The following is a 15,172-nucleotide window of genomic DNA, read 5'->3' as shown; positions in this document are numbered from 1 at the left end:
TGTGGCTTCGAGATTGAGCACCGTTTGAGCTATGTGGACAAAGCTGTCCAAAAGCCCTCATGCTCACAGCTTCAAGTTCACGACCGAGCAAGGAAGCCATCATGACTGTTCGCGGTAACGACCGGCAGATCGACAACATCGAATTCAATGTCAGCGACATTGCCCGCAGCAAAGCGTTTTACGCCAAGGCATTCGACTGGACCTTTGTCGATTACGGCCCAACCTACACCGAATTCAGTGACGGTCGCCTGAGCGGCGGGTTCACTACCGGCGAGCCGGTCCGCCCCGGCGGCCCGCTGGTGATTCTGTACGCCGACGATCTGGATGCGACTCAGCAGCGGCTGCTGGCTGCTGGCGCGCAGATCAGCCGGCAGACCTTCTCGTTCCCCGGCGGCAGCCGCTTCCACTTCATCGACCCGGACGGCTACGAACTGGCGGTGTGGACTGCAACAAGCAGTGCTTGATCGGCCCGTTCAATTGTCACCGAAAAAACTGCGCCCGCGTTCCTTGAGCAATTCGACCATCGCGGCCACGGCCGGTGGCAGATAGCCCTCGGCGCGAATCGACACCGCCACAGTGCGATGCATGGTGGTTTCATCCAGGGTCACCGCACGCAAGCGCGACATACCGTGGCCGTGCTCAAGGGTTTCCCTCGCTACAAAGCTCAGCAGCCGGGTGCGCTCGATCAGGCGGGGCAGCATCGAGATGCTGTTGGCTTCGATCTGCACCTGTGGCATCGGCAAATGGTGAGTGGCAAACACGTTGTCGATCCAGCGCCTGGAACTGACCGTGATCGCCGGCAGCACCCAGCGGTATTGGCAAAGGCTGTGCAAGGTGATCGGCGCGGCAAACAATGGATGGTCGGCACTGGCTACCACTACGGCCTCATCCTGCAAGATCGGGTAACTGCTGACGTGCGGATCATCGACGATCAGCGGGCAGATGATGGCATCCAACCGCCCCGAGCGCAGCGACTCCTTGAGCAGATCGTCCTGGCCGATGGACAGCTGCAAGGTCAGCTCGGGCGCGCGCTGCAACAGCGACTCGGTCAGCCGCGGCAACAAGTACTCAGCCATGCTCGCCGCGCAACCGAGGCGGATGTTGCCAATCAAACCACCGGCAAAATCCCGGACCTCGCGCTCGGTTTCGGCGATGTTCAGCTGCAATTGCCGACCTCGCTCAAGCAGTAACTCGCCTACGTCGGTCAGCTTGATACGCCGACCATCACGCTTGAACAGCCGCGTGCCGAGGGATTCTTCCAGCCGTTGGATACTTTTGCTCAAGGCGGGCTGGCTGCGGTTGAGCCGTTCGGCAGCCCGGCCAAGATGGCCAAGCTCAGCGATGGTGGCGAAGTAAGTCAGGTCACGAAGGTCCATGATTCATGAATTTCAGTTATAGGTTCATCGAAAGTAGAAAATAGACTTGATCGATTGCGCCGTCGATAATTTTCTCCCGCAAGCGCCGTTACCGGGTCGAGGAGAATCACCCCGTGCAGTTGTTGCTATCAAATCCCCTGCTGACCCTGCGTTGGCTGGCCCTGATCGGTTGTGCTGCCGCCAGCGGCCAACTACTGCATGCGTTGGCAGTGCCTGCAGGATTGTTTCTCGGGCCGATGCTTACCGCGATCGCCTTTGGCGTCAGTGGCGCCGGGCTGCGCCTGCACAAACAGGTGTTTCGCTTTGGCCAGGGCTGCGTCGGCCTGATGGTTGCCCACTCGATGAGCTGGACGGTACTGGCGGCCTTGACGCAGTCGTGGCCGGTGATGCTGATAACCACGCTGCTCACTGTGCTGTTGAGCGCCATGGTAGGCCTGGCCACTGTGCGTTACGGCGGTATCTCGGCCGCGACTGCAGCCTGGGGCACAGCCCCTGGCGCAGCTTCGGCGATGGTCTCGATGGCGGAAGCACACGGTGCCGATCCGCGGGTAGTGGCAACCATGCAATACGTGCGGGTCGTCTGCGTAGTGATGATCGGCGCGCTGGTCAGCCACTTGCTTGGCGCCGGCGATATCGCCAGCAAGGCGTTGGTACCAGCCGCCAGCACCCCTGCGGTACAACTGAACCAACTGCTGCCATGCCTGGCCGTGATTGTGATCGGGATAACCCTGGCCACCAAACTGCCTGCGGGCGCGCTGCTGGCACCGTTGTTGATCGGTAGTGCGCTGCAATTGAGTGGCCTGATGCAGATTGCCCTGCCCGGCTGGTTGCTGGCCTTTGCCTATGGCGCCATCGGATGCTACGTAGGCCTGCGTTTCGATCGGGTCACGGTGCGTTATGTGGGGAGCCGCTTGCCGACCATGATCGCCGGAGCGACCGGTTTGATCGCGCTGTGCGCCGGCTGCGCCTGGTTGCTGGCGTGGGTCACTGGGCATGATTTTCTTTCGATGTACCTGGCAACCAGCCCAGGCGGGCTGGATGCCATGGCCATCATTGCGGTGGAAACCCACTCAGATGTCGGGCTGGTGCTGGCAATGCAGACCTTGCGCCTGATTGCCGTGATCATCACCGGTGCCTTTTGCGCCAGGCAGATCATCCGCCTGGCCAAGGCCTGAAACCCGCCTACCCCTGCCACGCGTTTACCAGAGCGCAACGTCGTAGGTCAGGTACAGCCGATTGCTGTCACGACCGCGGGCGAAGTCAGCGCGATAGACGTAGTTACGTGCCTTGATGCCAAGCCCCTTGAAGGTGCCCGATTGGACCACGTAGGCCAGCTCGATGTCACGTTCCCACTCGCTCAGGCCAGCATCGCCGGAACGGCCATTGTCACCGCTCAGGTAGCGGGTCATGAAGGTCAGGCCTGGCACACCGGCTGCAGCAAAGTTGTAGGCGTAGCTGGCCATCCAGGTCTTTTCTTCTTCCTCGATGAACTTGCCGATGCCGACGTTGCTGAACGAGTACACGGTCGCACCGCTGATGTACGGCAGCCCGGCGTCGCCGTTGAGCACCTGGTAACCGGCACCTACGGTATGGCCGCTGTGGGCGTAGGCCAACTGGCCGCTGAGCATGTCGTTGTCGATCCGGCCGGCGTAGGCCGAACCGCTGTCATGGCTGCTGAAGTAGCGCAGGTCGCTGGTCAACACGCCGCCACCGAGCTTGAGGTCGTGCTGGATACCGGCGAAGTCCTGGCGGTAGAAGTTTTCCAGTTCGCCATGGAAGTAGCTCAGGCGCAGTGTTTTGCTGGCGGCATAGTCAGCACCGGCGTAGCGGAAATCGCCGGTCTCGTCGCCGCGATAGCCGTCGACATAGAGCCCGGTGCTGTCGGACGAATCGCGCTGCTTGAAGCGGTCCAGCTGGCCGGCAGTCAGGGTCAGGCCATCGATATCGGTGCTGACCAACTGCGTGCCCTGGTAGGTCTGCGGCAACAAGCGTGCATCGTTGTGCACCAGCACCGGGGTCTTGGGCAGCAAGGTGCCGTGCTTGACCACGGTATTGGCCAGCTTGGCTTTGGCGGTTACACCAGCGCTGGCGAACTCGTCGGCCGCGCGGCCATCGTCATGCACGGGCAACAGGCCGGTGCCACTGCGGCCGCGACCGGAGTCGAGCTTGACCCCGACCAGCGCCATGGCATCGAGGCCAACGCCGATGGTGCCCTGGGTGAAGCCTGACTGGTAATCCAGCAAAAAGCCCTGCGCCCATTCGGTGCGCTCGCTCTTGGCAGTGGCAGCAGCGCGAGCAGTCATGCCCTGCTCGTCACGGAAGTTTTCGTTGAAGTAGACATTGCGCAGTTGCAGCTTGAGTTTGCTGTCTTCGATGAAACCGCCGGCGACGGCCGCAGGCAGGCAGCCGCAAAACAGGCCGCAGGCGGCCCCACGCAGAAGGAGTGATTGCATGTCAGAGGACTCTTTTATTGTTTTTTGAAGGGCTGCGCGGGCACCGAGCGGTGCCCGTCCAACAAGGTCAGGCGAAGAACGAAATGGCGCCGGTCAGGACTGCCAGGGCGGTGATTACCAGGGAGGTATACACCGCCCATTTAACCGTGGCTTTCTGGAAGTCGCCGATATCGCGGTCAACCATCCCCACCAGCAGCAGGGTCGAAGCCACCAGCGGGCTCATCAGGTGTACCGGCTGGCCAAGTACCGAGGCGCGAGCGATTTCCACCGGGTCGATGCCGTATGCAGCAGCGGCGTTGGCCAGGATCGGCACCACGCCGAAGTAGTAGGCATCGTTGGACAGGACGAAGGTCAGCGGCATGCTGGTGATCGCCACCACCAGCGGGAACCAGTGGCCCCAGGCATCCGGGATCCAGTCAACCAGGGTCTGCGCCAGCGCGTCGACCATCTTCGTACCCGAGAAGATGCCCGCGAAGATACCGGCGGCAAACACCAGCAGGACCACGGTCATGGCATTGCCCGAGTGGGCGAGGATGCGCTCTTTCTGGATGTCCAGCTGCGGGTAGTTGATCATCAGCGCAGCAACGAAACCGATCATGAACAGGATCGCCGCGTGCATCACACCCAGCACCAGCGCAGTCATCACCGCGATCACCAGCACCAGGTTGACGTATGCCAGGCGCGGACGCTTGTGCGGGGTATCTTCCAGGATCGCCTTGATGTAGCAGTCGCCACCACCGGACTCGAGCTTGATGTTACCAATGCGCTTGCGCTCGCTACGGCCCAGCAGGAACGCGGTGAACACAACCCAGGCGGCGCCGCCGATCATGGTTGGCAGCATCGGGATGAAGTAGTGGGTGGCGTCCAGGCCCAAGGCAGCGATGGCGCGAGTAGCCGGCCCGCCCCATGGGCTCATGCCGCTCATGATGCTCAGCGACAGCATCGAGATGGTCGCCAGTATCATCGGGTTCATGCCGATGCGCTTGTACAGCGGCAGCATCGCGGCGCAGGTGATCATGTAGGTGGTGGTGCCGTCACCATCCAGTGCGACCAGCAGCGACAGCAGCGCGGTGCCGATGGCAATTTTCAGCGGGTCGCCATTGACCCTTTTGAGGATCTTGCGGATCAGCGGATCGAACAATCCCGCATCGATCATCAGGCCAAAGAAGAGAATGGCAAACAGCAACAAGGCTGCCGATGGCGCAACCACTTTCAGGCCGTCGAGCATCATCTTGCCGGTTTCCGGGGCGAAGCCGCCGATCACCGCAAATACGATAGGCACGACCGTCAAGGCTACGATTGGGGATAAGCGTTTGCTCATGATCAGGTAGGTGAACGTCACTACCATGACCAAACCGAGGAGTGCGAGCATGTCTGTATCTCTTGTTTTTATTGTAAATGTGCACGTCTGCCGGGCAGACGGCGCCTGACCCGCTCGATGCCCGGCAAGGCAGCGAGCGATTGTATGTCAATCGTCAAACGAAGCGTTTAAAGCGATCAGCCGGCGAGCCTGCGCACGGACGGCGCGTAGACGTAGCCGGAGAAGAGCCGCCGGGCAGTGCGTACCACCGAGGCTTGAATCGGCTTGCCTGCGGTGCGTTCCAGGGCAATATCGATGCTGCCGCTCGGGTGTTCCAGGCGCACCTGAGTAAGGCCATTGGCGCGCTCGCCGAGCATCTGCATGACCACCGTGCCTGGGCTGACGCAGGCCGTCGCCAGGCCGATGGCGCCAGTGATGGCCAAGGCCCGATGGCAGTCGTGCGGCATGAAGTAACGCACCTGCAGGGTGCCGTCGAATTTGGCTGGCGAGATCAGCACGGGTTTGGGGATGACCATACCGCTGACATCGCCCAGGCCCATCGCCGCGCCGGCCTTGATCCGCAGCGCTTCGATCTTTTGCATCAGCGCGCTGTTGCCCTCGAGCTCGGCAGGGCTTTCGCCGCCGGTAACGCCAAGCTTGCTGGCTTCGATGATCATCATCGGCATGGCCATGTCGATGCAGGTCAGCTCGACATCATCGATCACATCGCTGGCCTGACCGGTGGGGAACAGCTTGCCGGTCTTGCTGCCAACGGCATCGAGGAAGGTCAACTGCACCGGCGCTGCGGTACCCGGCACGCCATCGATCGCAGTGCGGCCCTCGTAGCGGACGATGCCGCCGGGGGTTTCCACCAGCGAGTTGACGAAGGTACCGGTGTTCAAGTTGCGGATGCGCACCAGGGTCTTGCCTTCGGTGGCCTTGACCAGGCCCTCTTCGATGGCGAATGGGCCGACTGCGCAGAGCATGTTGCCGCAATTAGGTGCAGTATCGACGCGGCGCTGAGCGACCATGACCTGAACGAACAGGTAGTCGACATCGGCATCGGCATGCAGCGAGGGGCTGAGGATCGCCACTTTGCTGGTCTGCGGGCTGCCGCCGCCGATGCCGTCGATTTCCAGCTCATGGCCAGAGCCCATCAGGTTGATCAGCATTTCGTCACGCTCGACCACATTGGTCGGCAAGTCCCAGGCATGGAAAAACGGACCCTTGGAGGTACCGCCGCGCATCAGAACACAAGGAATTCGTTGCATGACTACTGACTCTTGTTGATCAATAGGGGGTATTGATGTGTTGGAAACAAGAGTGACAGGGACCGATAAATCAATCCAATGCAAAGATCGTAGCTATTATTGCGCACAGCAAATGAATCAAGCCGTGAACTGCTGAAGAGAATCGTCATGGAATATGAGCTCCAGGATATAAGATCTTTCGTGAAAATCGCCGAACTGGGCAGCTTTCACGAAGCTGCTGATGTGCTTCATCTGTCTCAACCAGCACTGAGCCGGCGGATCAAGAAGCTAGAAGAAGGCTTGGGTACGCCGTTGCTCGAACGGACTACGCGCCGGGTCAGCCTGACCAGTGTCGGCCGCGACTTCCTGCCCAAGGCCAGACGCCTGCTGGATGACTTCGAGGACTCGATCCTGAGCATCCGCGAACTGGCCGAACGCCAGACCGGCCAGGTGACCCTGGCCTGCATCCCGACGGCAGCGTTCTACTTTTTGCCGTCGGTGATTCGCCTGTACAACGAGCAATACCCGAAGATCCGTATTCGCCTGCTCGATCTCAGCGCCAACGACGGGCTTGAGGCCGTACTGCGCGGTGAAGCCGACTTCGGCATCAACATGATGAGTGGCCAGCACCCGGACATTGAGTTCGTGCCGCTGGTCGAGGAGAAGTTCGTCCTCGCCTGCCGCCGTGACCATGAGCTGGCCAGCCGCGCGTCGGTGACCTGGACGCAGCTGGCCGACTACCGCCTGATCGGCGTAGGCCGCTTGAGCGGCAATCGGATGCTGCTCGACCATGCCTTGTCCGGCCTGAGCTGGCGTCCCAAGTGGTTCTATGAGGTGCAGCACTTGTCGACGTCGCTGGGCATGGTCGAGGCTGGCCTTGGCGTCTCCGCCATGCCCAGCCTGGCCATGCCGGCAGCCGACCACCCTACCCTGGTCAGCGTGCCGCTGAGCGAGCCAGAGGTGACCCGCACCCTCGGCCTGGTCTATCGGCGCGGCGCCTCGCTGTCGCCGGCTGCCGAGAAGTTCGTGGCCATTCTGCTGGAGAAATGGCCGAACAGCTGAGCCGTGCACGGCGACTGGCTTGCGCTGGTACTGAGCGGACGTCATTCGCCCCCCAGTCCGTGCGGATCGGGCTGGCGTTTTTCGATGGCAAACTTGAGCAACGCCGCGCTGCGGAAAATGCCGTGGGCGAACTTGCCGTAGGGCAAGGTGAGGAACAGCGCCATCACGCAGCCCAGGTGCACCGCGAGCAAGATTGCCATCGCTCCGGTGTCGCGCCAGCCGAGCAAGGCCAGGCCAGTCAGGCTGACCAGCAACAACAGCAGGATGAACGCGCGGTCCATCGGCCGCTGGCTGACATCGCCATGCGCTGGGTCGCGGCGCAGGTTGAGCACCAGCAGGCCGACAGGGCCGATGACCAGGCCCACACCGCCGACAGTACCCAGCACTACCGGCCAGCTGAGCAGCGGATAAGGCGCCATTTCACCCAACAGGTAGTGGTAACCGGTGGCGACCACCGTCGCCGCGAAGCAGAGCATGAAACCGTAAAAGGTCAGGTGATGAAAACGCCGGCGCCACAAGGTGTAACGGTCGCTCTCGTTGGTGCAGCCCTGGCCATGGCCACCGTCCAGGTACTTCAGCGTCAGCGCCGCAGTCGAGGCTTCCACCACCGCAGCGTGCTTGCTTGCGGGCGGGCTGTCTGCCGGTGCGACCTCGCACCAGAAGCGTCTGACGGCGATGCTCAAAGCCAGCATGGCTGCGGCAAAGACCACGCCAAACATCAACGCCAGGGTGTTATGCGGGAACACCGCATAGAAATCCCCCGCCAGCCGCCCTGGTAGCAGCGTGCCATTGACCAGCAGCGCCAGCAGCAGGAACAGCGATAACCCGGCTGCCAGTGCACTGGCGAGCAGCGTGCCGTTATGCCGGTAGAGCCGGCCCAAGGCGCTTGGCCAGGCGTAGTCCGAGTAAGTCTGGCCGCGCACGGTGGCCAGCGCCTTCGGCACATTTACGGCAAACTCATGCGGCGCGGCGTACTGGCAGGCATGCAGGCAGGCACCACAGTTGTGACACAGGTTGGCCAGGTAGTGGATGTCGGCCTTGTTGAAGTCCAGCCGCCGGGTCATTGCCGGGAACACCGCGCAAAAGCCCTCGCAATAACGGCAGGCATTACAGATGCGCATCTGCCGGTCGACTTCGCTTTCGTCCACATTCAGCACGGCGATCAGTTCGCCGTGGCCCTTGCTGGGCTCGACCAGCCGCGGTTCAAGCAGTTGCGCAGTCATGGGTAAACTCGCTGGAAGGATGGTGATAGCCGAGCGCTGCCGCCGCCTGGGTGCCGGCAATCCGGCCGAAAGCGGTGCCGATGGACATGCCGACGCCGGCGGTGTAGCCCTTGCCCAACACGTTGCCGGCCATCATTTCACCGGCAACGAACAGGTTCGGGCTGGGCTTGCCGGCAAAGTGCACGGCGGCGGTGTGATCGGTGCGCAGGCCCAGGTAGGTAAAGGTCACGCCGGGGCGCAACGGGTAGCCGTAGAAAGGTGGGGTATCCAGCGGGCGCGCCCAATGGCTCTTGACCGGTTGCACGCCTTGGGTATGGCAGTCATCAAGCCGAGTGTGGTCAAACGTGCCGACCTGGCAGGCCGCGTTGTAGGCCTGCACGGTGGCGACGAATTCGCCTTCGGGCAGGCCGAGCTGCTGTGCCAGTTCGCCGAGGGTATTGGCCTTGGTGCCGGCAAACACCGGCGGCATGAAACGCCCGAGCGCCTTTTGGTCAATGATCGAAAAGCCTACCTGCCCTGGCTGCTGGGCGACCAGACGGCCCCAGATGGCATAGCGCTTGGGCCAGAAATCTTCGCCCTCGTCGTAGAAGCGCTGGCCGCTACGGTTGACCACCACGCCGAGCGATACGCAGTCGATACGGGTGCAGATGCCGCCGTCATACAGCGGAGCACGCGCGTCGATGGCAACCATGTGCGCCTGGGTCGGATCGCCGATGGTGTCGGCGCCCTGCTCCATCAAGCCACGCAGCAGCACGCCGGTGTTGAAGCGTGTGCCACGGATCAGAAAATTGTCTGCAGTCCACTCGCCACGTTCGTTCTGGCCCCAGGCCTCGCGCAGCCATTCACGATTGGACTCAAAGCCGCCGGCGGCGAGCACACAGGCCCGCGCCTCGATACGTTCGGCGGGCAGGTCGCGACCATCGACGTGCCGTGGGCCGATATGGGCGGCCACAAAACGATCACCGTCAAGCTCGATGTGGCTGACCGGTGCGTTATAGCGAACGCCTACGCCGAGCTGCTCGGCGCTGCGGAAATAGGCATTGACCAGCGCCTTGCCGCCCCCCATGAAAAAGGCGTTGGTGCGCGCGGTATGCAGGGCACCGGACAACGACGGCTGAAAGTGCACGCCATGGCTGCGCATCCAGTCGCGGCAAGTCGCCGAAGCTCTGATAACCAAGCGCGCCAGCTTTTCATCGGTCATGCCGCCGGTGACCTTGAGCAGGTCCTGCCAGAATTCTTCTTCCGGGTAGCTCTCGACCAGCACATCCTGCGGCGCATCGTGCATGCACCTGAGGTTGCGCGTGTGCTGCGAGTTGCCACCGCGCCATTCACGCGGCGCGGCTTCCAGCAACAGCACGCTGGCACCGGCCTCGCGCGCCATCAGCGCAGCGCACAGGGCTGCGTTGCCGCCCCCTATGACGAGCACATCAATCATATCGCCTCCTGTTCAGCGAGGAGACGGGCGTTCGGTTGCTCCTCGCGATGGCGGCGACTTTAGAGCGCTGCCCAGGACGGCGAAACGGGCTGTCGGCACAGGGGCCTACAGTTTTGTTAAAGGGTCAGGTCGAGAGCATCCGTGCACCGGGCCAACGGCCTTGCTCGACCAGCTCACGCGCCACGTCGAACAGCACGATGCGCGTGGCCAGTGCCGCCGGTGACAGTTCGTCTTCGGCCAGGCTCACCATCACATTGCGCCGCTCGGCGTCGCCATCGCTGATCTCGAACACCTTCAGCCCCGCCTGCAGCGATCGCGCTACCGTGGCGCCTGGCTGAATGGATGCGGCGTGGCCGGCACACACCGCATCCATCAACAACGACAGGCCGTCGATCTCCATGACGATGTCAGGCTCATGCCCCACCCGCTCGAAGGCTGAACGCAGCGTCGTGCGCAAACCGTGCTGGGCGCTGGGCAACACCAGCGGCAGGTCCTTGAGCTGTGCCAGGCTAAGGCTATCGCCCCACTCCGCCCGCACCAGCGCCGTTGGCACCAACGCAAACAAGCGCTCTTGCAGCAGCGGTCGCAGGCTCAAACGCGGCCCCACATCGGCCTGGAACAGTACCGCCAGGTCCAGATGGCGCGCGTTGAGCTGGTTGACCAGATAACCCGAAAGCATCTCAACCAGATGCAGGCGCACGTCTGGATAACGCTCGCGCATGCGCGCAATCAGCGGCAGGCCAAGGATCGATGCTGTTGTGGGCGCCAGGCCAACGCTGGCATAGCCGCTCATGCGCCCGCTCTGCGCGGCCAGCACAGCGTGCTCGGCCTGACGCAGTGTCAGCCGGGCATGGTGCTGGAACGCCAACCCGGCCGCGGTAGGCGCCACGCCGGTGCTGGTGCGGGTCAACAGCCGCGTGCACAGCTCACCTTCGAGCTTGGACAGCTGCTGGCTCAACGCCGAAGCGCCAACCCCCAGCTCAAGGGCGGCGCGGCCGAGGCTGCCGTGTTCAAGTACACCGAGGTAGTAGCGTAATTGGCGCAGTTCCATGGAGACCTCGGGCGATGGTGGGCGGCTACCCTATACTCAAAGCTTTGCACAACTCAATGGCTGACTCGACGGTGATGTTGCAACCTGCTGGGCCGCACATCGGCACTTTCCCAGCGCGTTGGGATCGAAGATTGCAGACAAACCATTCGACTGTTTCCAGGAGGTGCCTGATGATCCTACGCAACACTTTGCTGCTGTCATGCCTGGCTTTGGCGCTGGCCGGCTGCGCAAGCTCCAGCGACAACCAGAAACCGCCGGCAACCATGCAGGTCGACCTGCAGCGTTACCAAGGCACCTGGTATGAAGTCGCCCGCCTGCCGATGTTCTTCCAGCGCAACTGCGTGCAGTCAGAAGCGCGATATGGCCTGCGCGCCGACGGCCTGATCGACGTCACCAATCGCTGCCGTGAAGAAGACGGCAAATGGAACGAAGTCCACGGCACCGCCGAACCACAGGTGCCTGGCAAGACAGACAAGCTCTGGGTCAAGTTCGACAACTGGTTCAGCAAGCTCCTGCCCGGCTTGACCAAGGGCGAGTACTGGGTGCTGTACCACGATCAGGATTACCAGGTTGCACTGGTCGGCCACCCGAACCGCGAGTACCTGTGGCTGCTGTCGCGCACGCCGACTATCAGCAGTGAAACGCGTGAGAAATTGCTGACTACGGCGCGTGAGCAAGGGTATGACGTGAGTGAGTTGGTGTGGCGTAAGGCGGATTAAGGGAGATGGGCTGGAAGGGGCTGGCTTTCGCGAGCCCTTCCGGCCTATGTACTTATATATTCTCCAACTTTATTATTGCAGCAACTATCGCTATCCAGACACACCCAATAATCGTCAGCCACGTAGACGCCAGCATCATCTTCTTCAACCTGACCGGAAACGCCTGCAACTCTTCAATGCTCAGTAAACCCCTTCGACGGTGCGGACCTGGTAGAAGCAATAGACCGCATATGTTGGAAACAAGCATCCATCGAGAATGCGCACTTGAAAAATCCGTGCAGTTCTTTTGTCGCTCAAGCCACGGACTGCTTTTGATGGCAGACAACGCGACAAAGAAGTCTCGACTGCAGGCAATATAAAAGCTTAACACCAAGCCTGACAGAACAATCAGTATGGGGCACGCCAATATAACGATGCGGAACGCTGGCGACCAACTACTGAATTCAACCACCCAAATACCCCTCACATTCTCCAATCTCAGTAACTCTCTGACACTCTCAGGCTTGCTTGCAATTTCATGAATGCAATTCCCACGCACTTTTACTCACCCAGATGACATTTTCTTAACAAAGTAAAGTAGCATCATCCAAAAAAACCCAACATACAGACACACTGTTGAAATACGTAGGCGCATGCGTAAGTTTCGCGGAATACAATTTAGATCCTCCGCGACAATCCGCCCCCCAAATCAGGAGGCGCTTATACGTTAACAACGCAGAAAACCCTGCAATAAAAAACCATTATCTTTCAAAGTTGAGTTATCTTTCCTGGCTACAGATGCCAATCGCCTATTGCCGGAGACGATTCGTTCCATATCCTCCAAATCGCGCCCTAACATCATCAAGAATCGGAGTGCTAGCCCCACACACATTAAGATCATAGGCACGAGGTAGAGCAGCAGCTTCACTTCGGTCGGCCAAGCACTGACCAGAGCGATCATTAATGTATAAGCTCACAGAAGCATTCACCAATGCCCTCGCCTGCTCCACCGCCCTCTGGTCCCGGCTTTCTTGACTCAGGGCCATTCACTCGGCCAACGCTGGCGACCTCACCACTCATAAATGGCCTTAGCAACGTACAGGAGTGCAGCCCATGCAATACCCAAGCAGTAGCACCCACCTCCAACTCGAAGCCGAAGACGTAAGCTGGGAGGTATAGCATGCAAGTCCTCAGGCACTATCTTGCCGCGTCGAATATAGAGATGATGGCAATCCGTCAATGAGGAAAAGTTAGTCACAAACCACCACTTATCTCGCAACGTGCGAACAGCCCCAGCAATTAAAATCCTCAAGCGCGGATTGGCAGATACTATTTCTCGCATGACGTCAATATCACCACTCATCATGATATAGACCCACATGACCATACCAACACCTATGAAAACAAATGGCATTGCGTAGATGAATACACCGAGCCCGCCCAGCAATCCCTCAAGATAATTGAGCATAATCCGCCCCTAGTACCGCTCGCTCAGAAACTACGTGACATCCGAACATAGCTCACCTGGAGCACTCCGATAATTAAAATAGCGAAGTAGCAACCTTATCGCCCTTCATTCGCACCAATGGAAGTAGATGCGAATGCAACTAACCCAAAGAGGAATGATCATCAGTCTCACTCAGCACCTGGACCAGAACATCACTCATGCAGCTTATAAAGCCCAAGAATACTCAACAACACCAAGATCGCGCCTAACATCATGGCATCCGCTAGGACAACTCGTAACCTTAAGGATCTTGGGAAATTAACATACTCGCTCGCATCAAGCTCACCACGCTTTATATGAATACGTGACATAGCCAAAACTCCGCTAATAGTGCCGAGCAGTATCCATCGGGAGAAAAGTGTTTTTTCACCCCATATCCGTCTTTGCATCTCGAGCCAAACACTGCTCTGAAGAGCTGACATCATGCGATCAAGGTCACGCCCCCAGGCAGTCCAGGCGTTTATTAACATGCCCAAGATCATAACCGTCAGCGGACCGAAGATCATCAACATCTGCCAAACTACCGGCCATGACCGAGGACTCGGGATCATGGCGCAGTCAACTCATAAATAACTGTACCTGCTCCTTCCCCTGCGCCACTTCCAAGCGCCCCCCCTGCCAATGAGCCACCCACGACTAAAGCGACACCGTACGCGATACGCCCACAGGCACCAAAGCTAGATACGCATCCTTGCAAACTTCCAGCGCTTTGTTGGGCCAGGAGTGCTAGCAGTGTCTGACAGATAATACCCCCACCATAGTCGAACAGGACGCATACGCCTACAGGGAGCGGAAGTACTTTCAGCTGGATACGCGAAGCTGCTCTCGTTAACAAAAAAACGACCAAGCGAGCACTTACAACTTACCCATTTTGATGAATGCAGCGACAACAATCATCCCTATAAAACCAACAAACGTAAGCCATACGGACGCCACCATCCTTTTCTTCAGTCCGTTCGGGAACGCCTTTAACCCCTCAACACTTAACATCCCTCTTCTAATCTGTGGCCCTGGCACGATAAGCAATCCGCATACACCGCACACAATGATCCAACGTGATTTCAAGCTCAAGCTCTTCATGTACCGCTTCTGACCTTCAATCCAGGCAGTGCTACTGAGGGCGGCTACGACCACAAAGAACTCACGCGTGCAGGCTATGTAAAAGCTTAACGCCACACCTGACATACCTATCACTACCGGGGTCAACACCACACTGATACGCAGCATAAATGGCCAACTATCGAACTCAATCATAATACTGGCCATACATCATCTCACCTACTTTTTCTCCCGCAATTCCACCTACCATTCCACCTGCCAACGAACCAGCCCCTACGAGGACGAGCCCACACACCGGCACCCCGACACCCGCAGATACAACAGAGAACACACCGCAGACCGCTAAGGCAACGGACGTACCCAAATTCGCGCCTACTGCACCTCCAGCAATTCCTCCCGTAAAATTCCCCACCTCCGTCAATCTGATTTTTTTGCACTCCGCTGTTTCACCAAAACGACATACTTCTTGAACATTTAGGTAAGAAGCCCCACCCCCTATAGCAGTACCGACAGCCCCACCATGCTGTAAATACTTCGCCACTTTCGCGACCTCATCCAAATGCGTGGCATACCCCGGGATCTGCCCCGCCCCACCGGCTTTTGACCAATGATGAACCAGGCTTTTGGTAGATATTTTCAGATCACGGCGAAGACGCTCGTACGGGCCGAGATTCAGACGCTTGTTCAAAAACGCCGCTTTCAACTGTCCATCCAGTTGCCTGAGCAACTTCTGTCGACTAGCAAAAAACTCCGGGCTA

Annotated in this window: 13 protein-coding genes and 1 pseudogene; 4 read left to right on the top strand and 10 right to left on the bottom strand. The window is 59.5% G+C overall.

Annotated features, from left to right (window positions below):
- The first annotated feature begins 101 nt into the window (after positions 1–101).
- Positions 102–464: a VOC family protein gene (locus FW789_RS21210; RefSeq protein ID WP_103437642.1), complete on the top strand. Its 363-nt coding sequence runs from the start codon at positions 102–104 to the stop codon at positions 462–464.
- 9 nt (positions 465–473) lie between these two features.
- Here FW789_RS21210 and FW789_RS21205 read toward each other — a convergent pair whose 3' ends face one another.
- Entirely contained in the window at positions 474–1,376 is a 903-nt protein-coding gene (locus FW789_RS21205) for a LysR family transcriptional regulator (RefSeq protein ID WP_103437643.1), read from the bottom strand.
- A 113-nt stretch (positions 1,377–1,489) separates the two neighbouring features.
- On the opposite strand from FW789_RS21205, the gene FW789_RS21200 reads away from it, so the two are divergent.
- Entirely contained in the window at positions 1,490–2,551 is a 1,062-nt protein-coding gene (locus FW789_RS21200; RefSeq protein ID WP_446431979.1) for an AbrB family transcriptional regulator, read from the top strand.
- A gap of 24 nt (positions 2,552–2,575) precedes the next feature.
- Here the strand turns inward: FW789_RS21200 and FW789_RS21195 are convergent, their stop codons facing one another.
- The 3 genes from FW789_RS21195 to FW789_RS21185 form a co-directional block, all read right to left on the bottom strand.
- Complete coding sequence (locus tag FW789_RS21195) at positions 2,576–3,829, bottom strand: OprD family porin (protein ID WP_103437645.1); 1,254 nt, start codon at positions 3,827–3,829, stop codon at positions 2,576–2,578.
- 67 nt (positions 3,830–3,896) lie between these two features.
- A complete protein-coding gene (locus FW789_RS21190) occupies positions 3,897–5,201 on the bottom strand; it encodes a CitMHS family transporter (protein ID WP_103437646.1) in 1,305 nt (434 codons plus the stop codon).
- Positions 5,202–5,326: 125 nt separating this feature from the next.
- The gene (locus FW789_RS21185) at positions 5,327–6,400 is read right to left on the bottom strand and encodes a 4-oxalomesaconate tautomerase (RefSeq protein WP_103437647.1); all 1,074 of its coding nucleotides are present in this window, start codon (positions 6,398–6,400) and stop codon (positions 5,327–5,329) included.
- A 147-nt stretch (positions 6,401–6,547) separates the two neighbouring features.
- On the opposite strand from FW789_RS21185, the gene FW789_RS21180 reads away from it, so the two are divergent.
- Positions 6,548–7,441, top strand: a complete 894-nt coding sequence (locus FW789_RS21180; RefSeq protein WP_101320065.1) for a LysR family transcriptional regulator — start codon at positions 6,548–6,550, stop codon at positions 7,439–7,441.
- A 41-nt stretch (positions 7,442–7,482) separates the two neighbouring features.
- On the opposite strand, the gene tcuB is transcribed toward FW789_RS21180, so the two are convergent.
- From tcuB to FW789_RS21165, 3 genes are all read right to left on the bottom strand, one after another.
- The gene (gene tcuB, locus FW789_RS21175) at positions 7,483–8,664 is read right to left on the bottom strand and encodes a tricarballylate utilization 4Fe-4S protein TcuB (protein WP_186700884.1); all 1,182 of its coding nucleotides are present in this window, start codon (positions 8,662–8,664) and stop codon (positions 7,483–7,485) included.
- Positions 8,645–10,099, bottom strand: coding sequence for an FAD-dependent tricarballylate dehydrogenase TcuA (gene tcuA, locus FW789_RS21170; RefSeq protein ID WP_446431978.1), 1,455 nt, complete (start codon positions 10,097–10,099; stop codon positions 8,645–8,647). Before tcuA ends, tcuB begins: the two co-directional genes overlap by 20 nt.
- 124 nt (positions 10,100–10,223) lie before the next feature.
- Complete coding sequence (locus tag FW789_RS21165) at positions 10,224–11,150, bottom strand: LysR family transcriptional regulator (RefSeq protein WP_446431977.1); 927 nt, start codon at positions 11,148–11,150, stop codon at positions 10,224–10,226.
- A 170-nt stretch (positions 11,151–11,320) separates the two neighbouring features.
- On the opposite strand from FW789_RS21165, the gene FW789_RS21160 reads away from it, so the two are divergent.
- Positions 11,321–11,869: a lipocalin family protein gene (locus tag FW789_RS21160; protein ID WP_101320073.1), complete on the top strand. Its 549-nt coding sequence runs from the start codon at positions 11,321–11,323 to the stop codon at positions 11,867–11,869.
- A gap of 1,638 nt (positions 11,870–13,507) precedes the next feature.
- On the opposite strand, the gene FW789_RS21155 is transcribed toward FW789_RS21160, so the two are convergent.
- The 3 genes and pseudogenes from FW789_RS21155 to FW789_RS21145 all read right to left on the bottom strand — a co-directional run.
- Positions 13,508–13,867, bottom strand: coding sequence for a hypothetical protein (locus FW789_RS21155; protein ID WP_146047346.1), 360 nt, complete (start codon positions 13,865–13,867; stop codon positions 13,508–13,510).
- A 343-nt stretch (positions 13,868–14,210) separates the two neighbouring features.
- Positions 14,211–14,621: a hypothetical protein gene (locus tag FW789_RS21150; RefSeq protein WP_186700871.1), complete on the bottom strand. Its 411-nt coding sequence runs from the start codon at positions 14,619–14,621 to the stop codon at positions 14,211–14,213.
- A pseudogene (locus tag FW789_RS21145) lies at positions 14,602–15,172 on the bottom strand (PAAR domain-containing protein); the annotation flags it as partial. The pseudogene FW789_RS21145 and the gene FW789_RS21150, both read right to left, overlap by 20 nt.

The sequence above is a fragment of the Pseudomonas sp. 1121_17 genome, assembly GCF_052850745.1.
The sequence above is the reverse complement of the archived record's forward strand: the minus strand, read 5'-3'. Positions and strand labels throughout refer to the sequence as shown.

Coding starts and splice junctions, on each gene's coding strand:
- FW789_RS21210 (WP_103437642.1), top strand. CDS start 102: ATGACTGTTCGCGGTAACGACCGGCAGATCGACAACATCGAATTCAAT.
- FW789_RS21205 (WP_103437643.1), bottom strand. CDS start 1,376: ATGGACCTTCGTGACCTGACTTACTTCGCCACCATCGCTGAGCTTGGC.
- FW789_RS21195 (WP_103437645.1), bottom strand. CDS start 3,829: ATGCAATCACTCCTTCTGCGTGGGGCCGCCTGCGGCCTGTTTTGCGGC.
- FW789_RS21190 (WP_103437646.1), bottom strand. CDS start 5,201: ATGCTCGCACTCCTCGGTTTGGTCATGGTAGTGACGTTCACCTACCTG.
- FW789_RS21185 (WP_103437647.1), bottom strand. CDS start 6,400: ATGCAACGAATTCCTTGTGTTCTGATGCGCGGCGGTACCTCCAAGGGT.
- FW789_RS21180 (WP_101320065.1), top strand. CDS start 6,548: ATGGAATATGAGCTCCAGGATATAAGATCTTTCGTGAAAATCGCCGAA.
- tcuB (WP_186700884.1), bottom strand. CDS start 8,664: ATGACTGCGCAACTGCTTGAACCGCGGCTGGTCGAGCCCAGCAAGGGC.
- tcuA (WP_446431978.1), bottom strand. CDS start 10,099: ATGATTGATGTGCTCGTCATAGGGGGCGGCAACGCAGCCCTGTGCGCT.
- FW789_RS21165 (WP_446431977.1), bottom strand. CDS start 11,150: ATGGAACTGCGCCAATTACGCTACTACCTCGGTGTACTTGAACACGGC.
- FW789_RS21160 (WP_101320073.1), top strand. CDS start 11,321: ATGATCCTACGCAACACTTTGCTGCTGTCATGCCTGGCTTTGGCGCTG.
- FW789_RS21155 (WP_146047346.1), bottom strand. CDS start 13,867: ATGTTGATGATCTTCGGTCCGCTGACGGTTATGATCTTGGGCATGTTA.
- FW789_RS21150 (WP_186700871.1), bottom strand. CDS start 14,621: ATGGCCAGTATTATGATTGAGTTCGATAGTTGGCCATTTATGCTGCGT.